At 43.9% G+C, this 25,624-nt stretch carries 16 protein-coding genes and 1 tRNA gene; 2 read left to right on the top strand and 15 right to left on the bottom strand.

The features are described 5' to 3' along the window. Window positions 1–49: 49 nt before the first annotated feature. From B9A91_RS01275 to B9A91_RS01340, 15 genes are all read right to left on the bottom strand, one after another. Entirely contained in the window at window positions 50–2,854 is a 2,805-nt protein-coding gene (locus tag B9A91_RS01275) for a family 78 glycoside hydrolase catalytic domain (RefSeq protein ID WP_235012372.1), read from the bottom strand. After that, the gene (locus B9A91_RS01280) at window positions 2,854–4,599 is read right to left on the bottom strand and encodes a family 78 glycoside hydrolase catalytic domain (protein WP_084236616.1); all 1,746 of its coding nucleotides are present in this window, start codon (window positions 4,597–4,599) and stop codon (window positions 2,854–2,856) included. Before B9A91_RS01280 ends, B9A91_RS01275 begins: the two co-directional genes overlap by 1 nt. Further along, entirely contained in the window at window positions 4,596–5,633 is a 1,038-nt protein-coding gene (locus B9A91_RS01285) for an alpha-L-rhamnosidase N-terminal domain-containing protein (RefSeq protein ID WP_159451605.1), read from the bottom strand. Before B9A91_RS01285 ends, B9A91_RS01280 begins: the two co-directional genes overlap by 4 nt. A 13-nt stretch (window positions 5,634–5,646) precedes the next feature. After that, complete coding sequence (locus B9A91_RS24055; RefSeq protein WP_159451606.1) at window positions 5,647–5,805, bottom strand: hypothetical protein; 159 nt, start codon at window positions 5,803–5,805, stop codon at window positions 5,647–5,649. Window positions 5,806–5,832: 27 nt separating this feature from the next. Continuing rightward, on the bottom strand, window positions 5,833–7,689 hold the full coding sequence (locus B9A91_RS01290) for a beta-N-acetylhexosaminidase (RefSeq protein WP_235012377.1): 1,857 nt from the start codon (window positions 7,687–7,689) through the stop codon (window positions 5,833–5,835). Window positions 7,690–7,719: 30 nt separating this feature from the next. Next, on the bottom strand, window positions 7,720–9,021 hold the full coding sequence (locus tag B9A91_RS01295; protein ID WP_144008818.1) for a hypothetical protein: 1,302 nt from the start codon (window positions 9,019–9,021) through the stop codon (window positions 7,720–7,722). An 85-nt stretch (window positions 9,022–9,106) separates the two neighbouring features. Then, window positions 9,107–11,404, bottom strand: a complete 2,298-nt coding sequence (locus tag B9A91_RS01300) for a hypothetical protein (RefSeq protein ID WP_144008819.1) — start codon at window positions 11,402–11,404, stop codon at window positions 9,107–9,109. Between the two features lie 24 nt (window positions 11,405–11,428). Continuing rightward, complete coding sequence (locus B9A91_RS01305; protein ID WP_159451607.1) at window positions 11,429–12,775, bottom strand: IPT/TIG domain-containing protein; 1,347 nt, start codon at window positions 12,773–12,775, stop codon at window positions 11,429–11,431. A 17-nt stretch (window positions 12,776–12,792) separates the two neighbouring features. Next, on the bottom strand, window positions 12,793–14,415 hold the full coding sequence (locus tag B9A91_RS01310) for a RagB/SusD family nutrient uptake outer membrane protein (RefSeq protein ID WP_084236621.1): 1,623 nt from the start codon (window positions 14,413–14,415) through the stop codon (window positions 12,793–12,795). A gap of 19 nt (window positions 14,416–14,434) precedes the next feature. Further along, window positions 14,435–17,722 (bottom strand): TonB-dependent receptor, encoded by a 3,288-nt coding sequence (locus tag B9A91_RS01315; RefSeq protein WP_159451608.1) that lies wholly within the window; start codon window positions 17,720–17,722, stop codon window positions 14,435–14,437. Between the two features lie 291 nt (window positions 17,723–18,013). Then, the gene (locus B9A91_RS01320) at window positions 18,014–19,165 is read right to left on the bottom strand and encodes a FecR family protein (RefSeq protein WP_084236623.1); all 1,152 of its coding nucleotides are present in this window, start codon (window positions 19,163–19,165) and stop codon (window positions 18,014–18,016) included. Between the two features lie 94 nt (window positions 19,166–19,259). Then, window positions 19,260–20,141, bottom strand: coding sequence for an alpha/beta hydrolase (locus tag B9A91_RS01325; RefSeq protein WP_200815593.1), 882 nt, complete (start codon window positions 20,139–20,141; stop codon window positions 19,260–19,262). 50 nt (window positions 20,142–20,191) lie between these two features. Next, a complete protein-coding gene (locus B9A91_RS01330; RefSeq protein WP_084236624.1) occupies window positions 20,192–20,737 on the bottom strand; it encodes an RNA polymerase sigma-70 factor in 546 nt (181 codons plus the stop codon). A gap of 121 nt (window positions 20,738–20,858) precedes the next feature. Then, window positions 20,859–20,945 (bottom strand) — tRNA-Ser (locus B9A91_RS01335). A 69-nt stretch (window positions 20,946–21,014) separates the two neighbouring features. Next, window positions 21,015–23,096: an HD family phosphohydrolase gene (locus tag B9A91_RS01340; RefSeq protein WP_084236625.1), complete on the bottom strand. Its 2,082-nt coding sequence runs from the start codon at window positions 23,094–23,096 to the stop codon at window positions 21,015–21,017. Between the two features lie 257 nt (window positions 23,097–23,353). Between B9A91_RS01340 and B9A91_RS01345 the strand changes: the two genes are divergently transcribed. Both B9A91_RS01345 and B9A91_RS01350 read left to right on the top strand, forming a co-directional pair. Next, window positions 23,354–24,529 (top strand): acetyl-CoA C-acyltransferase, encoded by a 1,176-nt coding sequence (locus tag B9A91_RS01345; protein ID WP_084236626.1) that lies wholly within the window; start codon window positions 23,354–23,356, stop codon window positions 24,527–24,529. A gap of 2 nt (window positions 24,530–24,531) precedes the next feature. Next, on the top strand, window positions 24,532–25,455 hold the full coding sequence (locus B9A91_RS01350) for a hypothetical protein (RefSeq protein ID WP_084236627.1): 924 nt from the start codon (window positions 24,532–24,534) through the stop codon (window positions 25,453–25,455). The last annotated feature ends 169 nt before the right edge of the window (window positions 25,456–25,624 follow it).

The raw sequence follows: 25,624 nt of genomic DNA on the forward strand, positions 1-25,624 counted from the left end.
CCTCAATTGCTTAGGGCGCAAATATAGAAATAATTCATATTGCCGCAAATTACATTTTAAAAATATATTTTCCCGAGGAAAGCAATACCAATCCATATCCGTTTTTAACCTCCAAAATCTTTATATATTTGCGTTCTCCGATCACCTCACGAAGCATATGCTCCGGCAGATTTAACCGGCCCCTGCAATTCGGTGGCACAGTGACTTCAAGCTCCGTCCTGCCGGCCTCACGCCGCCAGGCAGTTTTGATCTGACCTGCCGGGGAATCAAAACTTGCTCTTGCCCAGCTTAGTTGTTTCTGATCCAGGCCCGGCATCTTTATGATAAAATCCTGAAATCCAGGCCTGGCAGGATCCCGTTGTATTCCTGCCAGACCTTCAATATACCAGGCCCCGGGATACAGGTAAGAGCTATGCAGCAGGGAATGCCCGGGCAGGTCCTTTTCCCACATTTCCCAGATGGTAGTAGCACCATTGGCCTTCATATATCCCCAACTTGGGTAATCTTTTTGTGAGGTCATGGAATAGATCAGGTCATCTCTTCCTTCCTGTCGCAGCAACTTGAACAACATCGCCCCTCCTGTAATGCCCACATTGATGTGTCCCTTATGCAAAACCAGAATATCCTTTTCCAATCGTTTCATGACAGCTGCCCTTAAATCTGCAGGAGGTATTTCTGCCAGCAACGCTGCTGCCAGGTTAGCCATGGAGCTGTCTGCATAGCTATGATCAGCGGCACGATAAAACCTTGCATGAATCGCAGCCCTGCAGCGTTCCGCCTGCTGTTCCCAGTGTTCCGCTTCCACATCTTTTCCGATTACCCGCGCTATTTTTGCCGCGGTACGTAAATTAAATACCCTGTAACTGTTGTTTAAACATAAAGTTTCCTCCTTATTGTTGTTCATGCCCTGCGCTGTTGCACCAGGCCATAACCAATCGCCCAGAAAATCCCAGTCGCCTCCAAAACGCTGTAAAATATCATCCTTGGTATGTGAATCCAGGAACGAAAGCCAGCCCCTGATCAGCTCAAAATTCTTTTCCAGTATGCGTTTATCTCCTTCGTGCTGATAAACAAACCAGGGCAACGATACTACTATACCTCCCCATGCGGGCCCGCCACCACCAGAATAAGTAGGCGCGGTATGTGGCAAAACCCCATTGTTCATCAGCCGTCCGCTCATCACCTTTTTTCTCGCAAATTCCGGATCATACATATTACCAACAATAGACTCCGTTCCCTGTACATCCCTCCAGTCCTGCATCCATTTGGTATAAAATGCACCCAGCTTATAGTTGTACATTCCGGTCTCACAGGTTGCATGTGCATCACCCCCATAACCCAGTCTTTCGCGTTGCGGACAATCCACTACAAAACCACCAATAGAAAGGTTTTGAAAAGTCCATTTTACTTTATCATAGATCCAGTTCTGCAAGGTATCAGAACATTCAAAATTAGTCGCCGCCTGAAAATTCGTTCTCACCATCCAACCCCGGATTTCACTTAATTGCGGCTTATACTTTAAGCCCCGGATGACAATCCATCTGCCAGAACTATAGTTAAAACGGTTCCGGAAAGTTCCTTTGCCCCTTGCGCCAATGATATAAGCACTGTGCAGGTTAAAAGTCTGATCCATCTGTTCTCTTTCCGAATATTCAAACGCTATTCTATCACCTTTATTCCCCCGCAGATCAACCTCCGTCCAGCCCGCAAAATTAACACCCATATCCACCCGGTACGAACCATCCGGTCTGGACTCAATGCCAATGGCTTTAATTTCATCGAACAGCCGGTTTGGTTCAACAGTTTGCGCTGATAAAATCAGATCAGGTTGGTAAACAGTTACCTTACTCCATTTTGCTTCATCGCAGGTGATGGTATTCCAGTCCGCAATTTCCTGATTGGCATCCCACAGCTCGCCTCCCATTTTTGCAAAATCCCAGGTTCCCAGCAACTTACTCGGACTTGCATGTGTTTTCCAGCTTTCGTCGGTTTGCACAACAAGTGTAGGTTTTGCTCCTGCAACAGGTGTTTTTGTATTGTAAATGGCAGTTTGCGCGATCACAATAGGTGTATTGGGTCTGCCTGCTGTTAGGTAAGGACCAAAAATTGACCAGGAAGTCCCCAACCAAATGGCAATTACATTTTTCCCGGGCTTTAGCGCAGCCGCGATGTCATAGGCCACATAACGTGCACGTTTGGTATGATCCGTTACTGCCGGCGACAATACATCGTCGCCGACCTTCTTTCCGTTCACATATAGCTCGTGGTAACCTACCGATGCCAGAAACAACACTGCCTTTCCCGGCTTTTGTGGTAAGTTAAAAGTTTTCCGCAGCCAGGGATCAGAGATATTACAATCTTTTTGCGAAGGGTCAAACAATTCATTTGTTCCGATCCATTTGGCTTTCCAATCATTCTGCTGAAGTAAACCCGTTGCCCAAAATGCAGTTTTACTCCAGGCTGAGACCAGTCCCTTTTCGTCTTTAACAACTACTTTCCAATAGTAATAACGATCGGACCTAAGCACCTTACCTTTATATTCAATTTGCTGCATCTGATCAGAGTTCACCCAGCCAGAGTCCCATTCATCCCCTTTATTTTGATGAAGTAACCGTACCTCAGAGGCTACAATAATCCGATAGGCTGTTTGTTTTTGACCGAATGCCGCCACATTCCCAGCTTTATGGGTCCAGTTAAAACGCGGACTCATTTCATCTAATCCAATTGGATTTTCCAAATACTCACAACGTAAATTTTCAGGTTGCAGACTACTTTCCCCAGCAGTAGCTAAAGCCAATTCTACGTCCGAAACAAACCATACCAACAGTATAATCAGGTATTTCTTCATCATCATTATTTATTTGTCCAATTCAATGTATGGGACCCAGACCCCAATACAATTTTCAGTTTACCGTTTCCCATGTATTGTTTTTTAACGGCTTTGTGCTGACTTAAAGGCTTTTGATTTAAATTTAACAGTTTTTCTTTAACAACAGGCAAAACAACCAGGGCCTCTGTATTTGCCGGGATGCTCACCTGCAAAGCCGATTTGCCTTTTTCCTTTTTCCAGTCCACTACAATATCCCCTGTAATGGCTTTATAACTTGCTTTAACCCAATCAACCCCCTCTACAAATTGAGGCTCAATTAAGATCTTACCAAAACCAGTATCATCTGCCTGTTGTTTGATTCCAGCCAGTCCGCTGTAAAACCACTCTATCAGGTGTCCCAGCATCATGTGGTTATTGGAAACATTCTTTAAGGCCGGCCAGGATTCTGTAAGCGCAGTTGCCCCGTTACGAATCTGATAACCATAACCTGGCACATCATCTCTGTTGTTCATTTGATATAACAGTTGCGATGCACCGCCATCTTCCAACACTCTGATCAGATAACGATAGCCAATGTCACCGGCAGTAAGTGCATACCCGCTGGTCCTTATAGATTCCTTCAGGTTAGCAAACACCTTTTCTTTAAATGGTTCATCTACTAATCCCATATAAATCGACATAGCATAAGCTGTCTGGCTTCCTGTCGAATAAACGCCCGTCGCGGGCTCAAAAAACTTTTTATTGAATGCTATTTTAATTTGTTCGGCTAATTTCTGGTAAGCTTTTGCTTCTTCTGTTTTTCCAAGGATTCCTGCGGCCTTAGCCAGTAACACAGCGTCGTAGTAAAAAGTTGCAGTGGCTGTCAAAGCCTTCGGGGTAAGCTGCGATTCTCCCGGACTTTTAGGCCCAAGATCAAACCAATCCCCCAAACCATGCGACAGAATATGTGCATCCGCCTTACTTTCCAGGTAACTGATATAACGCTTCATCATGGGATAAGCCTTTTCAATTGCTTTTTTGTCGCCATACCATTCATACAAATACCAGGGTATAATAACAGCAGCACTACCCCATTCCGGAGAATCCCTGAAACCATCTTCAAATACCACATATTCAGGAACAATGTCAGGCACCAGACCAGAAGAAAGCTGCGACTCCGTCATGTCCTCTATGATTTTATTGTAGAAGAGCTGAATGTCGTAATTATATTTCAACGATCCCCCCACAAGATGTGTCTGCTCCAGCCATCCCAATTTCTCTCTATGTGGACAATCGGTACTTACATGACTCATATTACTCTTCATTGCCCAGTCAATCAGCTTAAAAGTCTGATTAAACAGCGTATTTGAACAGCTGAAGGTGCCAACCTCTGGCGCGCTATTGCGCGTGTGCAACATTTGAAGCCTTTCTACTGTTGGTCTTCCCGATATTGCAGGTTGTCCGGCTGGAACACCCCCTTCCACTAAAGCATACCTAAACCCGTAATAGCTAAAACGTGGTTCCCAGATTTCTTCATCGCCACCTTTAAGCGTATAATCAAAATAATAAGGACTTCCCGACGCACTTTGATCTGCCATTCCCCGGTCATCTAAAATTTCAGCAGGGACAATTCGTATCCGGTCTCCTTTCTTACCTTTAACTTTTAAACGGATAATTCCTGATGCATTCTGACCAAAATCATATAGATAACTGCTATCCGTTATTTTTCTGAGTGTCTGCTGCTCAAATGTCTGCATCACTTTTAAAGGATAGCTGGATTCTGCTTTCATTTTCCCTCCAGGCCCCTTAAGTAAATTGCTTTTTTCCAGTACTGGTCATTAAATCCGGCTCTATCCCAACCTGTTTGTTCCTTACGGGCATCATAATCTTCTCCACCATAGATGCTGCTGTATACAACTGCCGAAGGACTTGTTTTCCAGCTATCATCCGTTACCACTTCCGTAGTACTGCCATCTTTATAACGGATCATCAGTTTTAATCTCAACATTGGAAAAGCTTCAGCCCTTGCCATTTTACGGTAGCGCTCGCGGTTTATATACATAAACCCCGGACCAACAATCGCTCCCAATGCATTTTTTCCGCTAACCAATGAAGCAGTTACGTCATAGGTACTGTACAGATTTGTTTTGGAATAATTGGTCCATCCGGGGGCCAGAAAATCATCTCCTACTTTCTTACCGTTCAGCTGCAACTCATAGTGCCCCAGCCCCGAAACAAACACATATGCCTCCGCTATCGGTTTGTTGATATCAAAAGTTTTTCTAAAATAAGGAACAACAGCAGGTTGTACAGCTTTTTCACCCAATAAACTACCATCTCCATGTAATCCGGGGACAACTTTCCTAGCATCTTCCAATACCTGGTAAGCTATCCACCTGCTTTGGTCCCATTCTTTGGTTTGTAAAATACCGGTAGAAAATGTTGCAGGCCTGCTCCAGTCAGAGACGGTTCCGTTCGAAGACCAGACTCTGACCCGCCAATGGTAACGTTTTCCGGAGGATAGCAACTTTCCTCCGTAAACTGCTGACATCGCAGTACCGGCATTCATTTTTTGTGAGTCCCACAGATCTGCCTTACCCAGCAGCACAGCATTAAGACTGCTAAAAACCTGTAGCTGCCAGGCATGTTGTTGAAATGATTGCTGGTCAGCACTGATGTTCCAATTGAATTCGAGCCTGTCCGTTTCCACCCCAAGCGGACTTTTTTTATGATTGCAAGTTAAATTTACCGGTTCAGTAATCGCATTTGCATTTACTGTAAGCAGTAAAAGTACGGCAATGCTTAAATATTTATAGATAGTCATTCGATACCTGGTTTCAGTTGTTGTTTTTATTAATTTGCTCCAGTGAAGCATATTTGGTTTGCCCTTCTGTACCTCCGGTAAAACCCCAGTTCCCCTTATCGCCCACATCTGCAACTCCGGCAGCAAGAAACAACAGAACGACGACCGCCATTCCATATTTAAATCTTTTCATAAATCTCCTGGTTTTTTAAGACACCATCTATCTCAGTTCGTATTCAGTGGCCTTGCTCATCTGTACACCATTTTTAAAAGTTGCAGCCTTAACTTTCACATTGGGATTCACGTTAAACGGGCCCATATATTTCATTGAATGCTGACCGGGTTCTGTTCCGTCAAGCGTATAATAAATTTCAGGATTGTAACTTTGGGTCTTCAATGCGATTTGTGCTTTTTGTGTCCTCGCTCCCTTAATAAACTCAAAACTTACCTGATAGGCACTTTTTGAATAGTTGATTCCCGAAGCCTCGTAGCGGCTATACTCTGTTTCCATTTTGTGTTTAAACTTCTCCCAGTTCTTTTTTTCCGGTGTAGACCAGGCTACCTCTGCCAGGGCAGATAAACGCGGGAAGGCCATGTACTGCAAGTGATGGAAGTCCGGAATAAACTCAGTCCAGATGTTCCCCTGGATTCCTTTTATGTATTTAACTTCATCAGCATTCAGCGCTGCAGGTATAGGCTCAAAATTGTAAACACGCTCCAGTGTATTAAAGCCATCAATGGTAAGCGGTTCCAGCTCAGGTGAACCCTGGTAATAATCCAGGTAGAGGTAGGTAGTCGGCGTCATCACCACATCGTGGTGTTTTCTAGCAGCAGTAACACCCCCGGATGTTCCTCTCCAAGACATTACCAGTGCATCTGAAGTAAGCCGGTTTCCTTCCAGGATCTCGTCCCAGCCAATTACCCTTTTATTTTTAGCTTTCAGTACCTGGGCTATACGATTGATAAAATACCCCTGCAGTTGATGCTCATCTTTCAAACCCTCTTTTTTCATGCGTGCCTGACAATACGTACAAGTTTTCCAATTCGTTTTGCGGCATTCATCCCCACCAATATGGATCACCTTTCCGGGGAAAAGTGCAGCCACCTCTGTAAACACATCTTCCAGAAATTTAAATGTATTTTCTTTCCCGGCACAATACACGTCGTCGAATACCCCCCATTTGTCTTTCACTTCAAAAGGCCCCGGCTTTTCACCGCAGCCCAGTTCTGGATAGCCGGCGAGCGCCGAAGTACAATGCCCCGGAAGATCTATCTCAGGAACAACTGTAATATATTTCCCCTGCGCATAAGCAATAATGTCCCTGATCTGTTCCTGTGTGTAAAACCCACCATGAGGTAATGTATCAAAACGCTCCGGCTGTTCTTCAAAATGTCCGATCAGTGATCTTTTCCTCCATGCACCTACCGAAGTCAGCTGTGGATATTTTTTAATCTCAATCCGCCAGCCCTGGTTATCCGTTAAATGCCAATGGAAAGTATTGAGTTTATAGCTTGCCAGGAAATCTATGTATTGTTTTACCTGTTTAACGGTAAAAAAATGCCTTGACACATCCAGCATAGCGCCTCTCCAGCTAAAACGTGGCTGGTCCTGTATGTGAAGTGCCGGAACATTTGCGCCCTCCAACGGATTTACAGGTAACAATTGCAGTAAAGTTTGCATCCCATAAAAACAGCCCTGAGGTTGTTTTGCGGTAATCACAATACCTCCAGAACCAATATCCATCATATAACCCTCGGCACCTATTCCCTGCAGTTGATCCGAAAGTTTAAATACAATCTGATTTTTGCCCGGCAGAGCAGTTATTTTTTTAACAGGGATTTTTTTTCCCGTATAGGCTTTAATTTTTTCGGAAAACTGATCCCCGATAAACTTCATTGCGGTATTCCGGTCATCATATAAAATAACGGTAGCGCTATTGAACCCGAAGCTTCCCGGCTTTACTGTTACAAGTTCCGGCTCCGGAATAATTGAAAGTTGTCGCGATGGATGCTGCGCTTTTGTCGTGCTGTTAAAAACAATAAAAACAGCCATCCATAATGTCATTAATCTATTCATGCATTAATAGTTTATATCTAAAGCAGTTTATTATTTATATAGGGCGTACAATTTACCCTCACCTGGTAAAAAATTATCTGTTAATTTATGATCGGCAGCTTTGTAATCGATATCCTTTTCCAATCCGTCAGCTTTGGAAATTCCTTTCACGTTCGTAACTGCCGTACCGATCTTAAATGCAAATGTTTTATTTTCGGTCAGCGACTTGTTTACCACCATAATATAAACCCGGTTGTTCGCCGGGTTCACAAAATGCGTAATCAGCATAAACTCATTTTCATTTTCAGCTTTCCAGATAAAATCTGAAGGTGTTCTTTTGGTACCGGAAGGGATACTTAACCCCGCATGGAAAACATCCATTGCATCCAGTTTCATCAGCGTTTTACCCAGCTGCCGCATTTCCCCGTTGATGAGTTTAAAAGGTTCATACAGATCGGTTTTATTTCCCTGAGCATCCACTATCGCATTGGTAAATTTTTCTGTAGAACCAATCGGGGTCCAGTACGTAAACCATACCGGCAATTTAATACCGTAAGCCAGGTTCGTAAATGCACTATACCTGAGTTCATTCGCATCAGGTCTTCTTAGACCAATGTCACTGCCTATCGACTGTAAATACGAAGAAGTCCTGACCTTATATTTTAACCCTGCTTTTCTGATGACATCAAGGTCCTTATAATAAGGAACTTCCCTTAAAGTCCCATCTTTCATAAAAGGGTAATTGTCAAATGACAGGTATTTAAGGTTTACCGCCCCAACCAGTTCTATCCATTGCTCAACATATTCTTTTTCATATTCTACATTGGCCAAAGCACCAGTGGCATAGCTCGGAAAAAGATTCACATGAGGTACCTTTTCCGGATCAAGGTTAATCAGTTTTTTATACCTCATGGCTGCATCGGCCAGATCAGGCACACGGGGTTCGTCTTTAATGTAATAGCCTGCAGTTGCCGGATGATTTTTGTAGGCATTTACCATCGCAGCCATATCTGCATCTGTCCCGTCAACACGTTGGTCGGCCACAAACATTTTCAACTGATTTGCTGCAGCCATATCCAGCATAGCCAGCTTGTTTGTCTGGGAATAGCTTAATGAAATGTCCTGGATCAGATCAACATTCGCCTCCCTGATATTCTTAAAATGATGATCAGTGATGTAACCGATTCCCGGCGATACATAAATGCCAATCATCATGTCGTCCTTTACTTCAGCAACCGGAGGCTTAACCGGGTCCGGCTTTATTTTTTCAGTCTGTGCTTTACTGCAACTGCATACCCCGGTAAGCACAAGCATACCGGTACACATTAATAATGATTTAATTAACCTGTTCATTTGCGTGATATTGGTTTAGGTGTGAGGTAGTAATTTCTTCCTCCCAAAAAACAGGAGGAAGAAATGTTTTATGGTAAAATTAATTTCAGGGCGAGACCATTTTTCTGATGCGGTGATTTGCTTTGTCTACCACATACATGGTTCCATCCGGGGCAATTGTAATCCCTGTTGGGACCGTAAATCTGGCAGCCGTTCCGGATCCATCTAAATAACCCTGCACAGCTCCCCCTGCAATGGTGGTGACCTTATTGGTACCTGCTTCAATCCTTCTGATATTGGAAGCATTGGCGGCTATCGTCGGCGCATCAAATAAGTGACCACAACCAGCAACATAAATGTTGTCACTGGCATCAACAGCAACACCCCATGGATGTTCAAACCTGGCATTCAGGCCAATCCCATCTGTTTGCCCCGTTGTGCCTGCCAGGCCGGCAATTTGGGTAACAGCCCAATTGCCCGTATTTACCTTGTATACATTCGAACTGCCGTTATCTGCAATCACAAGATTCCCCTGACTATCCATTGTAATCCCTCCGGATACGACCGGAACACTGAGTGTCCTTGTAGTCATCACCCCTGCCGGACTCACTTCAAAGAGCTTATTGTTACTTGCAGAAGGCAAAGCACTCACCAGGTAAAATTTACCGGTATTTTTATCCATCGTAATGCCCTGCGGAAAAGGGATAACCCAGCCGAGCACAGTGGTTACTGTACCCGCCGGTGTGATTTTACGAAGTGCCCAGTTCCAGGTATCCGCTACATAAATATTGTTGTTCGCGTCTGCAACTACAGCCGAAGGATGGTCAAATAAAGCTGCCGTACCTACGCCATTGGTATTGCCGGCAACACCGGGATTACCTGCAAAGGTACTGACTAATCCGGCCGGAGTAATCTTTCTGATGCAATGGTTATTGATATCAGCCACATAAACATTGCCGTTGTTATCCGTCGTGATACCCGCATTGGTCACAAAATCAAACTTAGCCACTGTGCCTTGTCCGTTTAAGAAACCAGCAACTCCTGCACCGGCAAAAGTACTTACAGTTGCCGTGTAAGCAACTTTTTCCAAAGCATACAACTTTCCTTCACCTGGCAAAAAAGTATCTGACAGGGAATGACTGCCGACTGCAAAATTGGTAGCTTCTTCCAAACCTGTAACCTTGGAAACAACCTTAACATTTGCTACCTGGTTTGCTGTTGTAAAACCAAAAGTATTACTGCCCGTAAAAGATTTATTGACCACCATAATATATTCCTTACCCGCAACAGGGTCTATAAATTGGGTGATGATCATAGATTGGGCAGCATTCTGGGGCTGCCAGATAAAATTTCCCGCCGGCCTTACAGTGCCGGTGGGAATTGTTGTTCCGGTATGATACACAGCATTGGCATTCAGCTTCACCAGTGTTTTGCCCAGCTGCTTCATTTCAAAGTTTAATGCTTTAAAAGGAAGGTACAGGTCGGTCTTATTTCCCGCAGCATCTATTATTCCATTGGTAAAGGTTTCTGCTCCGCCTGTTGGTGTCCAGTAACTAAACCACACAGGCTTTTTTATTCCATAAGCCAGGTGCGAATAAGCACTATACCTCAATTCGTTCGCATTCGGTCTTCTCAGGTCCGTTGAGTTCCCTATAGATTGCAGGTACCCTGAAGTTTTAATATTGTATTTTAATCCAACACGCCGGATGACATCCAGGTCATGAAAATAAGGCACATCCCTGAACGTTCCGTTCAACATAAAGGGGTAGTTATCCATTGCAAGGTAGCGCAGATTAGCAGCTACTACCTTCTGTATCCAGTTTTCCACATAATCCAGCTCATAGTTGATACTTCCCAACGCACCGGTAGCATAACTCGGGAAAAGATTCACATGAGGATCATGGTTATTGTCGAGCGTAAGCAATTTCTGATAACGATTAGCTGCGTCCTGAAGCTGACTTACTGTTGGTTCATCCTTTACATAATAGCCCGAAAGTGCCGGGTGGTTGATATAGGTATTCACCATGGCGGTAATGTCTGCATTAGTCCCGTTTACCCTGTTGTCGGCAACTACCATTTTCAAACCATGGCTATTGGCCATGTCGAGCATCGTCAGCTTGTCAACCGGCGATATCCAGCCTGCAATATCCTGTATCACATCGATATTTGCCTCACTAATTGCTCCATATTGCAAATTAGTCGTAAACTCAAACGGAGGAGCGATATAGATACCTATTGGCATCCCCTCTTCAACACCATTCAACAACATCGCCTGATCGGCCCTGCCCATATCTTTTCCGGGCATTTCTGTGATAAACTTCTGGCAACCGGTAAAAATAAAAGCACAAAAACTTAGTATAAGGAGCGCAAAGCGCCCCTTATTGATACAATATCCAGCATTCATAATCAGTTAAATTAAATGAACTAGTTATTCCGATACAATTTTTCTGATGCGGTGATTTCCCTTGTCCAGTACATAGATTGCACCGTCAGTCCCGATAGCAATGCCGGTCGGCACTGCAAACCTGGCCACTCCACCCAAACCATTGGTAAAGCCCTGCGTATCGCCACCGGCGATAGTCGAAACTTTATTTGTTCCCGCTTCAATCATTCTGATATTAGAGGCTGAAGCCGAAATATCCGGTCCCTCAAACCTATGTCCGCAACCCGCAACATAAATATTATCTTTAGCATCCACGGCAATACCCCATGGGTGGTCAAACCTTGCCACCGCACCTATTCCATCTGTCAGACCTGTTTCTCCAGCAGCACCGGCAATTGGGGTACGGGCCCATGTCGTGGTATTGACGCTATAGATCACCGAGCTCACATTATCAGCAATAATCAGGTTCCCCTTGCTGTCAACGGCCATTCCTCCAGAGAAAATTGGTACATCAACCCCGCGCTCGTTTAATACCCCCGAAGCTGAAAATTCATAAATTTTCCCACCGTGATAATTTGCGGCCAATGCACTGCTGATATAAACTACTCCTGTATTTTTATTTATGGCAATTCCCTGCGGAAAGGCAAATGCCTGCCCACGGATAGAACTGACCAGACCTTCAGGTGTAACCTTCCGTACAGCCCAGTTCCATGCATCAGCAACGTAAAGATTATCATCTTTATCAACTGCTACATCCATAGGGTGGTTAAACAGCGCGACATCTTTATTGCCATTTACATACCCTTCCACGCCAGGTTTACCGATAAAAGTACTCACCACACCGGCAGGCGTAATTTTACGGATACAATTGTTAAAAATATCGGCTACGTAAAGGTTCCCTTTAGAATCAATATCCATCCCTGCATTACTTCTGAAATCGAATCTGGCCACATCCGCTGCTCCATCCGAAAAACCGGCAACACCAGCCCCTGCGAACGAACTAACCGTTCTTTTTAAAGTGTAAACAAATGGCTCCGTACTGGTTACCGTTTTTCCTGCAATGGTCACTTCGATTTTCCCTGAACCAAGTGCAGCAGGTATCTTAACAATCATCCGGTTTTTATTGGCACCCAGAACAGTTACCGGCTTTCCGTTAATTTTCACACTGATGTCCGATAAAGCACTGCTGTAATTGTCACCATAGATCATTACCTCAGTAGCTTCGCTTCCCTCAAGGGGTGAAAATTTACTGATCACAAAAGGAGCATTACTATTGTGCGTATAACTGTCATCAGTCTGTTCAAAAAACTGTTCTTTACACGAGGCCAGTCCCAATTGAAGCAGTAGCGTAGCACCATAAAAAATGGCTTTCATTGCTTTATATTTTTTCATCTTAAATATCCTTAACATTAGTTGTAACCATAATTTTGATCCAGCGCAGTATTTCTATTGCGCTCCGTCTGTGGAATGGGGTACAGGTCAAATGCATCCTCGTAAATCCTTGACTCTACCAGGAAAGGTGTATAAGAAAAACTTCCTGCACCCTGTTTTACGATACGCATACCTCTGGCTTCGCGCATTACACTTTTACCGATACGCCATCTCCTGATATCCCAGAAACGGAAACCTTCAAAGGCCAGCTCTACCCTTCTTTCCCTTCTGATCCGCTCTCTCATTTGCGCTTTGTTAAGCCCTGCAGGTAAAGCAGGCATATTCACACCAGCCCTGCTACGCACAGCATTCACGGCTTCATAAACACTATTATCCGGAGCTGCTAATGCCTCATTTCTGGCTTCGGCAAAGTTCAGCAGGGTTTCCTCATAGCGCATATAAACCCAGAAATGATCTCCAGGTCTGTTGTCAGGAGTCATGCTTCCATTTTCGTCCAATAGTTTACGTAGATAATATCCGGTTTGAGTTTTGGCACCTTCTGCCGAAACCAGTCCATCTAAACCATCGACAAAAGTTTCAATAACATTATCTCTCCAGGTACTGCCGTTATAAAGAATGGAAGCAGCAAGCCTGGGGTCGCGGTTGGCATACGGATTATTGGCATCATATCCTGAACCGGCATCACCAGGCTTTAACCCGTTTTTCATTTCATAATCGTCAACCAGGTTCTGCAACGGCTGAATCCATGCTAAACCACCCTGACTAGGGACAAACATCTGCTGAACCCAGGCGGTATTGTTTATTGTTGACTGAAATATAATGTTCGGGGCAGTTCTTTTATGAAACAAACCCTTGTAATCACCGTCAACCTGATATAAATTAAGCTTCATCACATCCTCAGCTGCCTCAGCTGCACGCTCCCATTTCTGAACATCAGAAGTAGGATTGTGTAATAAACTCGCCGCATAGAGCAGGACGCGTGACTTCAGCATTAAAGCAGCCCCTTTAGTCGCCCTGCCAATATTTGCCGAAGTATTTACCGGAACCAGGTTCGCTGCTGCTTCATTACAGTCGTCCACAATAAAACGCACTAACTCTTCTTCCGAGTTTCTGGGAATATTCAGGTTATCATTAATTTGCAAAACCCTGTCTATTACAGGAACAGTGCCATAACGCTTATGCAATTCAGCATAAAAATAAGCCCTTAAGAAATAAGCTTCTCCTTTCATACGCACTTTACCGGCAGTCTGTGTGGCATTTTTTACCGGTACTGCATCTACCTTTTCAATAAAGCGGTTGACTTTACGAATAGCCGCATAGAGCGATGCCCATACATCAACAGGATTATGGTTCTGGCTGATCAGGCCCCGGGTAAAAACCTGAGGCCCGTTAAAATACACAACCGGACATTTAGCCTCGTCCGAGGCTGCGGCATAGGTAAAACTATTTACCGGCATCCATTCATTCGATAGCTGGGAATAAACATTGGCCAGATATCTTTCAGTCTGAACATAGTCTCCGAAGACCTCCTCTTCCGATAAGCCCCCTGTTTCGGCCTTATCCAGGTATTCGTCAAATTTTTTACACCCCGAAAATGCAATTACTCCCAGAATGCAAATCACTATTAATTTAAATTTCATGTGATAATAAGTTATAGGGTTAGAAACTAAGAGATGCACCAAAATTGATGATCCGTTGTGCAGGATACACGTTACCTATCGTATTTGGCTGCCAGTATTCCGGATCAAACATAGGCTGGGCCTTCGTCCAGGTATACAGGTTCATACCATTCCCATAAATACGGAAACTGGATAAATTCGCTTTCTTTGTCAGCCTGATATTTTTAAAAGTGTAACCTATTTCTAAATTTTTCAAGCGGATATAACTGTTGTCTTCCAGGTAAAGCGATGACATACGGTGGTTATTACTATTTCCGCCATAATGAAGTGCAGGCCAGGTCGCTGTATTTGCGGTCTCAGGTGTCCATCTGTCCAGGTGCTGGGTTCTCGCTTTTCCTCCTTCATAAAATTCCCATGACATCCCTCCTACCAGTGTCCTGCTGCTGTTTGCCGCACCCTGAAAAAGGAAACTGATGTCGAAGTTCTTCCAGTTCACCCCACCAGACAAACCAAAAGTAATTTCAGGAATATTACTTCTTCCCATTGGTCCCATATCGTTGTCGTTGATCACCCCGTCTCCATTCAAATCTTTATACTTTACATCCCCCGGGATTAAGCGTCCGTATTGTGCCGGACTCAGACGGATATCCATTTCATCTCTAAAAAAACGTTCTGCTTCTAAAAGAAAAATCTGTCCAAGTGGATGCCCGGTTTGATATTGATAAGCATACTCCCTGTTTTCCTCATCCATAAAGATGATTTTATTCTTTGCCAGGGCAAAATTACCGCTCAAAAAGTATCCGCCATTGTTGAACCTGTTGCGATGCGTAAGCTCTACCTCAAATCCTTTATTGTTTACCTTTCCCATATTTGCTGGCGGCAGGTTATCCCCGCTCATCCCCAGCATCGTAGGAAGCGATTTACGGGTAATCAGGATATCCGACCTTTTTTCTGTGAAAAAATCTGCGGTCACTGAGAAAAGATCTTTCAGCAATTTGACTTCAAAACCAATATTTGACTTATGTGCAGTCTCCCAGGTTACAGCCGGATTTGACATTGCCCCTTCATAAATCCCCTCTATTCCAACAAGCTGGTCACCATACAAATAACCATTCCCTGCACTTCTCACATATTCCGAGCTAAACAACCATCTCCTGCCGGGTAACTGATCATTCCCTGTTAAGCCGTAAGAGCCTCTTATTTTTAAGAAATCTATAATGGAATTTCCTTTCAAAAAGGACTCTTCAGAAAGCACCCAACCTGCCGATACTGCCGGAAAAAAACCATACCTTTTTTCTTCGGAAAAGTTATCCGTTCCATTATATCCGGCATTAAACTCGGCAAAATACCGGTTTTTATAGTTATATGTCAACCTGGACACAATGCCCTGAGATACATAAGGAATTTGATTACCTCTTACTTCCTGTGCACGGTTTACAAGCAATAATGCTGTAAAATCATGGTCTTTATACTTTTTGGTATAGTTCAGGGACACATCCATCCACACGTCCCTTTTCTGGTTAAAACCTGAAACCGGGGCAGAAAGCGGGGCATCCGTACCTTTGTATGTATAATTGGCAGGATCGTTATAATCTCCCGTGCCTTTGTATTCAGCAGTCATTACCGACTTCGATCTTCTGAAATCATTCTGGAAATAACCATCAAAAGAATAATTCCCTTTAATTGTTAATCCAGGAGTGATGAAATTCAGTTTTCTGGTGACAGACAGCATACCCGATAACGAAGAGTTAAAAGATTCACGAAACCCGGTCTGGTTTAATAAACGGGCCGGGTTCAGAAACAACCGCTCTCCATAACTTCCTGTCGGATATTTTACAGGAAAGGCGTTTGGAGGTATCTGGTTTAAAGTCCAGAAAAGGTCGGCAACCGAAACATTAGGATCTCTTTTGTTCTCTATAGCACCAAATAAATTTAAAGCCATAGAAAAATTATCGTCGAAATCGATGTCAATATTAGAACGGAAATTATAACGCTTAAAATTGGACGTGGGGTCATATTTAGGGTCCTTTTCCGTTTTGTATATACCTCCCTGATCCGTATAACCTACATTCACAAAGTAACGGGACTGTTGTCCGCCGCCACCAATGTTAAAATTGGCCTGTGTCTGCATGGCGGGCTTCATCATCTCGCCCAACCAGTCAACATTAGGATATTTGTAAGGATCTGAGCCGCTTCGATATGCTTCCAGTGCCGCTACATCATAAGGGGCTGTACCTCCAGGATGATCATTCAGATAAGCTTCATTAGCTAAAACAGCATAGTTATAGGAATCCAGATATTCAGGAAGACGAATAGATGTCTGCACAGCACGCTGAACGCTTGCCGAAACCGTTGGTTTGCCTTGTTTGCCCCTTCTGGTCGTTACGATGATCACACCGTTTGCCCCCTTTACACCGTACAGCGCTGTAGCCGATGCATCTTTTAGGATGGTGATGTTATCAATTTCGTTTACGTCGAGCAAAGCAATAGCACTGTAGTCTTTCTTTACCCCGTCAATGGTAATCAATGGCTCCTGGCCATTCATGGTAGCCCGGCCTCTGATGAGCAACTGAGACTTATCATTACCCGGTTCTCCACTAATTTGTATGGCCGTAAGACCTGGCAATCTTCCCGCTAAAGCGTTGGTAATGTTAGCCGTAGGACTTTGCTTGAGTTCCTTCAAACCGATGGAAACAGAAGAACCTGTCTGGGCAATTTTTTTCTGCGTTTGTCCAAAGCCCAGGATCACCAGTTCATCGAGCGACTGATCGCTTTCCTTCAGTACCACATTCACTTCCTGATCGGTGTTTCCGATACTGATCTCCTGGCTTACATAGCCGATATAGGAATACACCAGCACAACATTGCCCTTAGGCAGCTGAATGGTATACCTGCCTTCCTTATCTGTACTGGCGGTAGTTTTGGTACCTTTAATTGTTACAGAGGCTCCGGGTAATGGGAATCCCTGTGCATCGGTTACTTTTCCGCGAACGTTGACCACGGAAAGGAAACTGCTTATCTTATCCAGGAACGAGGGGGATTTTTTAAAAAGGATGATGTTGTTATCTACAATTTTATATTCCAGAGGAAGGTTTTTAAGTACTGACTGTACGGCCTCTTCAATAGCTGCGTTTTGCAGCGTAACACTTACCCTGGGTTTGTCCATGTCATAATCCCTGCTCAAAAAAACATACCCTGTTTGCTGCTCTATAGCATTCAGTACGATCTTCAGGGGAACATTCTTTTGATGGATATTGACACGCTGGCCAAAAGAACTGGCATGCACGTGTGCCAGTGATAAGACCAGTATAAAAATGATCAACTTCATTATCAATAATAGTTTGGGTGGCAGCCATAGTGGGGGCACGCCTAGGTAAAAAGCATTTAATTTCATACTTTTGATTGGTTTGGGCTAATTCCTAAATCGGTTCATAAAAGATTTATCCCGGTTTTCCGGGAAGGGCTGGCCCAGGCTATTCCCGCAAAGGTGCTCGAACACCTTTGCGGTTTTTACCGGACGCCAATAAGGGGAGCATTAAGGCCCCATTCGTAGCTTTTCCTTCATATTGGTTTATTTGGTTATTTATTGTTTTGTTTTAATTCTGTATTAATTATTGTTTTACGGCAATATAATAATGGTTTTTCCTTCGAGCCTGAACCTGACGTTGGCATATTTAAGTACTTCAAGTGCCTTTGACAAATTGAGGTTCCGGTACACCTTACCATCAAAACTAGCCTTAGGAACCGCCCCTTCATATTTCACATTAATGTCGTACCACCTCGAAATCTGACGCATTACTGTTGGCAGGTCATCTTTATCAAAAAGGAAAAATCCGTTCTTCCAGCCCATGGCCTCCTCTACATTAGCCTGAGCCACACTTAGGTTACCGTTGTCAGCCAGACGGGCCTGCTCACCCGGCTTCAAAACCGTCTTATCGTTTATTTCTACTGCACCTTCCAATAGTGTAGTCAAAGTTTGCCCCTCATCAGCATAACTGTTGATATTGAAGTGGGTACCCAGCACCCTGACTTGCTGTTTAGCCGTTTCTACAATAAAAGGATGCGACTTATCTTTTGACACTTCAAAATACGCTTCTCCATTCAACTTCACCGTACGTGTTTTCATCCCCGCAAAAGAAGCAGGGTAGCTTAATGTGGTTGCCGCATTGATCCATACCAGCGTGCCATCCGGTAACCGCAGCCGGTATGTTTCTCCTCTGGCTGTGCTGAGGCTGTTATTTTTAGTTCCGGCATGTCGGCCCCGGTCTTTAATTTCATAAATGAGCTGCCCCTCTTTGCGCTTTGTGATGACCACACCGGCTTCCTCTGCCAGTGCACCACTTCCTGCTTCATCCAATACTATCTTTTTACCGTTCGCCAACGTTAGCGTTGCTGCATTTCTCCCCGGGGAAATTGCCTGGGCCCTCAGCAAGGCCTTTTCTACACCAGAATTTCCGGCATCGTAATAAAAATAGCCACCCAGCCCCACAATCATCAGCACAACAGCGGCAGCCACAATCTTAAGCCAAAGCCTTTGAACCGGCCGGATGTACCTGCCTTCAAATCTGGAAAATGCGGCAGCGGCATTGAAGTGATGCATTACTTTAAGCTCCGTCCTTAGCCCCTCTTCCGATGTCAAATGATTAAACAGCAACTGATTTTCAGGATCAGATCCAAGCCATTGTTCCAATTCCTTTTTTCCCGGATCATCTATTGTCCCTGCGTTATAGTTACCAATTAATTTAATGACCTTTTCGTAATCCTGCCTCATGCTGATGTTTAAATTGCGCTTTTAGTACTTAAACCACATAGCTGCTAAAAAGTACCGTCAAAAATTTATTTTATTGTCATTTTATAAAAAATATTCAGAAGCCTTGTCTCTCCATGAAGCGATAAATGGGTTGCATCCATTCACCGGGAGGTAGTTTAAGCACGAAACCATGATCCCCTTTTGGAAATAAATGCAGTTCCGAATCAACTTTATGCTGTTGTAAAGCCCTGTAAAATGCGATGCTGTTGTCCACTTTTACCACCTGATCATCCCCTGTATGGGTAAGATAAGCAGGTGGGGTATCCCTGGTAACCTGATTTTCATTAGAGAACAAACTTACACGCTCCTGGCTTGGCTCTTTACCCAGCAGGTTAATCCTCGATCCCATGTGAGTTAGTGCAGTATCCATGCTGATTACGGGATAAACAAGCACCATAAAATCGGGTCTCAGGCTTATATTTTCTTTATTAGGAACATAGCTGGTTTTGTAATGGGTGCCCAGCGTGCTGGCCAGATGGCCCCCGGCACTAAAGCCGATCACCCCGATCTTTGAGGGATTGATATGCCAGTCGGCCGCCTGTGCCCTTACCGTCTTCATCGCCTGCTGTGCGTCCATTAAAGGGCCCAAGCTCTTATCCTCCATCTTTTGTGCATCAGGTAAGCGGTATTTTACAACTATAGCAGCAATTCCCTGTTCCAAAAAAGCCCTGGCAATGGGTGTCCCTTCTGTGTCGGTTACCAGTGTACCATACCCGCCGCCCGGAAATATAATGATGGCTGTGCCACTGGCACGATTAGCAGCCGGTAAATAAACAGTTAGGGTTGGTTGCTCCCTTTCATTCAGCAGGGCCTTACTGTTTGGAACGGCATCCGGATAAAGCGGTAAAACCTGTTGGGCAAATGCTCCATGTGTCAGCAGCAGCATAACGATCATGGTTAAGGACTTCATCATGGTCTTGTTTCGTTCTTTGTTCATATTTGATTTACTACTTAAACCACATGAACACGGAAAAGTACCGATAAAAATTACAGGGACTTAAAACCATAAACCAGCATAAAAAGTGCAAAAACTTCCGGCTTCAAACAACTCCTTAAACTGCTGATGCCTTTTGATTTGAGGTTTTTTACGGTTTGTATAGAAATCCCCAGCATTTCGCTGATCTCTTCATTTTTCATGCCTTCAAAATAACTCATTCGAATGATTTTTCCGGTATGTCCGGGCAGCTTATCAATTTCGATCATGATTTCGCGCAGCACTTCTGCTTTGATGAGCTGGTTAACCCATGCTTGCTCTTCTGCCGGCAGCTCTGCATTGTAATGCCACTGACGCTCTTTGGCCCTGGTGGTTGTTTTGATGTGGTTTAAACATGAATTCCGTGTTGCAGTATAAAGGTAGGCCCTGATGTTCTCATCAGCTGTATCCTTTTGTTTACCGTGCAGCAATTTCAGAAAAACATCTTCCACAATATCTTCCGCCTCGTCCTGATCGCCTACAATATTGAATGCGAAGTAACAAAGTGCAGCATAAAAATCGAGATACAACTGTTTAAAATCCCGGACCCCGGTCGCCATATTATTTCAAATGTTGATTGTTCATCTGAACGGTAAGGATACAGCTTATTTTTGAAATTATAAAAAGATCAAAGCTTATAAACACAAAAAGCACTGATTACCAGTGCTTTTGAGTCTTCTGCGGAGAGGGCGGGATTCGAACCCGCGGTACCGTTACCAGTACGACAGTTTAGCAAACTGTTCCTTTCGGCCTCTCAGGCACCTCTCCGTTTCCATTCAGCTATCTTCGCTGAGGGAGTGCAAATATAGTAACGTGATTGATGTTTGCAAAATAAAATTACAGAGTTTGTTGATAATCTATACGCACATGATAAATGCTCATAAGCATAGTCTTGAATATCAGCTTTATAGTTTCAAGATCTTTTAATGTAATATCACAATTATCTAATTGATTTTGTTCCAGCTTATAGTCAATGATCCTTTCAACAAGGTCATTTATGCTCTGCGCGTCCGGATTTTTCAGGCTTCTGGAGGCTGCTTCCACAGAATCTGCCAGCATCAGCACCCCGGTTTCTTTAGAAAAAGGAATAGGCCCGGGATACCTGAAAATGTTTTCATCTACAAACTTTTCGGGCGAGTTTTTTAAGAAGGACTGGTAAAAATAATCTACCCGGGTATTCCCGTGGTGCGTCCTGATAAAATCGATCACGCTTTCGGGCAGCTGGTGCCTGCGTGTAATCTCTATGCCTTTATGCACATGTTTTATAATGATCTGCGCACTTTGTTCATAAGGCAGCTTGTCGTGCGGGCTCAAAGCGGTATTTTGGTTTTCTATAAAATACTGCGGGTTTTCTATTTTCCCGATATCGTGGTACAGGGCCCCTGCCCTTACCAGCAAAGAGTTCCCCCCTATTTTAAATATGGCAGCTTCGGCCAGGTTGGCTACCTGCAGCGAATGCTGAAACGTGCCGGGGGCTTTGAAAGCCAGCTCCCTCAGTAATTTGTTATTGGTATTGGTGAGTTCTATCAGCGCCACATCGGAAGTAATGCCAAACATTTTTTCAAATGCATAAATGAGCGGATAAGCCAGCAGCGAAAGCAGCACACTGACAATAAAAGGCACAAAATTGATCCACTCTATTTGGCTCAGGGATCCCTCCCGCAGCAAGGCAATCCCCAGGAAAGAAATAAAATAAGCGGAAAGGATGAACAAGGCCGACAACAGCAGCTGCTCCCTTTTGATCAGGTTCCTGATGCTGTAAATGGCCACCATACCCGAAGTAACCTGGTAAAACACAAATTCAAAGCTGTTGGCCACAAAAAAACCGGAAATCAGCACCACCAGCAGGTGCAGGTACAATGCCAGCCTGGTATCAAATAAAATGCGGATAATGATGGGCACAATACAAAATGGAATGTAATAAATGCTGGGCAGGTTAAGTTTAATGGCCCAGGTTAAAGCCAGCAACATGGTAGTAATAACCAGCAGAATGAGCGACAATTGCCTGTTATCTGCAAAAATATCCTTCCTAAACAGTTTAAGGAACACCATCAGCAGGCTTACAATAAAGCCTACCAGCAGGATCTGCCCCAAATACACCAGTTTACTATCGCCAATGGTCTTGGTCTGTGCCTCATAAGCTTCTTTAAACGACAGCAGCTTCTGATAAGCTTCATCATCAACCACATTGTCTTTGGAAATGATCAGCTCACCTTTCTGTACCATACCGCGTGTGGTAGATAAGCTGTTCACCGTATTGTTTTGTACTATACCAGTCAGTTTCTCATCAAAAACAATATTGGGCTGCAAATGGTCTTCTACCAGGTTAACGATCATCTCCTTGATCTTAAGGTCAACCGCCCGGAAATTATCCTTATAATATTTAAGTGCAGAAGGTACTGTAAACACGTCCTGTGTATTTACCGTTTTACTGATGTTGTTGTTCAGTAAAGAGAAGTCGTAACCGGCATTGCTCCCCTTCTGGTGCTTCACATTCAATGCAATGATGCCTTTGTTGTAAATGAATTCGAGCAGTTTAAAAGACGACTGTCTGTAATTCTGCTTTTCATTTTCAGGAAAGGCATTTGTTCGCCATTTTACATCAAATTCATTCGAATAAGCCTCTTCAACTACATTGATCAGTTCTTTATTGAACTTATATATTGGCAATACATTGTCCAGCGCGTCCTTTTTATCAATTGTTACCTGAGGGCTCGTTTTTAAAATGGCAAAGCTGAAAGGCGATACCAGGTCTTTGTTTTTCCATATGGTACCCTTTTCAAATTCATAACGGAACCTGGGTTGTTTAGGCAAAAAAGCGGTAATAATGATTACCGAAAGCACCATCATGATGTATTTGATGTTGGATGAATACTTCCTGTAAAGGACCTTATGCGAATTCTTTCTGATCTTAGCCAAAGTGATGTCAATTGATTATTACTCAAAAATAGTATAAATTTCTATCTTTTGCCGGGCTTTTGTCTGCCTTTGTTCGGGGCTTGTGCCGCCCTGGCCCGCAAAACAGGTACTTTTTCCGAACAAAGGCATAGCAAAGGCTTAACTAAGCCATACCAAGCGGGCTTCTTGTCTCTATTGTAAACGTTAAATTACCTGCGGTTTAACCATCGGTACACGGTAATTAATTAACTTTGCTTTTAACTAACTTAAAAACATTAATGAAAGAAGTAGTCATTGTATCCGCTGTCAGAACCCCAATCGGAAGTTTCGGAGGCTCGTTATCGGGTTTTTCTGCGCCACAACTTGGTGGTTTCGCGATTAAGGCAGCTGTTGAAAAAGCCGGAATAAAACCTGGCGACATTCAGGAAGTTTACATGGGCAATGTTTTGTCTGCGAATCTGGGCCAGGCCCCCGCCACACAGGCAGCTAAGTTTGCAGGCTTACCGGATGTGCCCTCAACCACCATCAATAAAGTATGTGCTTCGGGCACAAAAGCCATTATGCTGGCGGCCCAGAGCATCGCGCTTGGCCAGAACGATATTGTGCTGGCAGGCGGTATGGAAAGCATGAGCAATGTTCCTTATTATCTGGATAAAGCCCGTAACGGTTACAGACTGGGACATGGTCAATTGACAGACGGACTGGTAAAGGATGGCTTGTGGGATGTGTATAACGACTACCACATGGGTTCGGCCGCTGAGTTGTGTGCTGCTGAATGCGGCATTAGCCGCGAAGAGCAGGATGCTTTTGCCATCAGTTCCTATAAAAGATCGCAGGCCGCCCAGAATGAGGGCAAATTTACCGCTGAAGTGATTGCCATTGAGCTGAAAGACCGTAAGGGTGATATTACCTTGATAGACAAGGATGAAGAACCTTTCGCAGTAAAATTTGATAAAATACCGGGCCTGAAACCTGTGTTTAAAAAAGATGGCACAGTAACTGCCGCCAATGCATCTACTTTAAATGATGGTGCGGCAGCTTTGGTTTTAATGAGTGCTGATAAGGCAAAAGAACTTGGACTGAACCCATTGGCAAAAGTGTTGGCGTATGCCGATGCACAGCAAGCCCCTGAGTGGTTTACCACTGCTCCTGCCAAAGCAATCCCGCTGGCACTTCAACGCGCAGGAAAAACGATTGCCGATGTAGATTACTTTGAGATCAATGAAGCTTTTTCAGTAGTTTCGCTGGCAAACAATAAAGAATTGGGATTAAATGGCGAAAAAGTGAACGTAAATGGTGGTGCGGTATCATTAGGTCACCCGCTGGGTGCTTCAGGTGCAAGGATTGTGGTTACGCTCCTTTCTGTTTTGGCCCAAAACAATGGCAAAATAGGTGTTGCCGGAATTTGTAACGGTGGTGGCGGTGCCAGCGCCCTGGTTATCGAAAAACTGTAAAAATGATTAAGGCCTTAAAAGCTTTACTTTTTTTAATACTCTGCTGCGTCGGAACCTCTGTTTGGGCGCAGCATAGCTTTGACCTGACCAATATTCCTGCGTTAAAAAAATACCAGGATACCCTGCTGGGACTAAGTAATGCCGTTTATACTGCTGAGAACGACCAGCAGCGGCTGGAAGCAAATTCCCGGTTTATCAAAACGCTGGTGAGCGCGTTAAAAACCCGTTCTTCTTTCAGTTATCCTTTTGACTCACTAAAAAAAATAACAGTATTGAAATCACCCGACAATGCCTTAAGGCTTTTTACCTGGTATGTCCCCAATGATGACGGTACTTACCGCTTTTTTGGCACCATTCAAATGGCTACCAAAGACGGCAGCTTAAAAATGTTCCCCCTGATTGACGGGACAGCCGGTATTCAGGACAACAACCAGGTTACGGGTAATAAAAACTGGTTTGGTGCCCGTTATTATGAGATTATTCCTGTTAAAGTGAACGGACAACAGCCCTATTATGTACTTATAGGATGGAAGGGCAACAATAGCAAAACCTCCAAAAAAGTAATAGAGATCCTTTCTTTTGACCGTGCAGAACAGCCGGTATTTGGGAAAGCGGTTTTTGATGGTGCGAAAGGTTCGGCGCCCAAAAACCGGATGGTGTTTGAGTACAACAAATTAAATTCGATGACGCTGACCATGGATAAAAATGTAGGCATGATTGTGTTTGATCACCTGGCCCCTTTTACACCCGATATGGCGGGGAACTTTGAATTTTATGCATCCGACCTGAGTTTCGATGCCTACAAGTTTAGCGGCGGAAGGCTAAAGCTGGTTGAAAATGTGGAGCTTAAGAACGAACCCAATGCGATGGACGAGTTCTATGCCGATCCAAAAGACAAAAGTATCAAAGCACCCAAAAAACTTTAGCAAATGAAGAAGCAAACCCAATACCTGTTAAAAATTTGTGAGTTTGCCTCCATGTACCTATCTTGCGGGGTGATTTATAGCAATAACATTCCGCTAAATTGTAAAACAACAAACTTATATATAAGAATTGCCCCGGCAGCTTAAGAAAATAAAAAACAGAAAAACTAAC

Source organism: Pedobacter africanus, from assembly GCF_900176535.1.
In the GTDB taxonomy this organism is placed as follows: domain Bacteria; phylum Bacteroidota; class Bacteroidia; order Sphingobacteriales; family Sphingobacteriaceae; genus Pedobacter; species Pedobacter africanus.

Coding starts and splice junctions, on each gene's coding strand:
- B9A91_RS01315 (WP_159451608.1), bottom strand. CDS start 17,722: ATGAAGTTGATCATTTTTATACTGGTCTTATCACTGGCACACGTGCAT.
- B9A91_RS01275 (WP_235012372.1), bottom strand. CDS start 2,854: ATGATGATGAAGAAATACCTGATTATACTGTTGGTATGGTTTGTTTCG.
- B9A91_RS01305 (WP_159451607.1), bottom strand. CDS start 12,775: ATGAAAAAATATAAAGCAATGAAAGCCATTTTTTATGGTGCTACGCTA.
- B9A91_RS01290 (WP_235012377.1), bottom strand. CDS start 7,689: ATGAATAGATTAATGACATTATGGATGGCTGTTTTTATTGTTTTTAAC.
- B9A91_RS01345 (WP_084236626.1), top strand. CDS start 23,354: ATGAAAGAAGTAGTCATTGTATCCGCTGTCAGAACCCCAATCGGAAGT.
- B9A91_RS01350 (WP_084236627.1), top strand. CDS start 24,532: ATGATTAAGGCCTTAAAAGCTTTACTTTTTTTAATACTCTGCTGCGTC.
- B9A91_RS01310 (WP_084236621.1), bottom strand. CDS start 14,415: ATGAAATTTAAATTAATAGTGATTTGCATTCTGGGAGTAATTGCATTT.
- B9A91_RS01285 (WP_159451605.1), bottom strand. CDS start 5,633: ATGACTATCTATAAATATTTAAGCATTGCCGTACTTTTACTGCTTACA.
- B9A91_RS01325 (WP_200815593.1), bottom strand. CDS start 20,141: ATGAACAAAGAACGAAACAAGACCATGATGAAGTCCTTAACCATGATC.
- B9A91_RS01330 (WP_084236624.1), bottom strand. CDS start 20,737: ATGGCGACCGGGGTCCGGGATTTTAAACAGTTGTATCTCGATTTTTAT.
- B9A91_RS24055 (WP_159451606.1), bottom strand. CDS start 5,805: ATGAAAAGATTTAAATATGGAATGGCGGTCGTCGTTCTGTTGTTTCTT.
- B9A91_RS01295 (WP_144008818.1), bottom strand. CDS start 9,021: ATGAACAGGTTAATTAAATCATTATTAATGTGTACCGGTATGCTTGTG.
- B9A91_RS01300 (WP_144008819.1), bottom strand. CDS start 11,404: ATGAATGCTGGATATTGTATCAATAAGGGGCGCTTTGCGCTCCTTATA.
- B9A91_RS01280 (WP_084236616.1), bottom strand. CDS start 4,599: ATGAAAGCAGAATCCAGCTATCCTTTAAAAGTGATGCAGACATTTGAG.
- B9A91_RS01320 (WP_084236623.1), bottom strand. CDS start 19,165: ATGAGGCAGGATTACGAAAAGGTCATTAAATTAATTGGTAACTATAAC.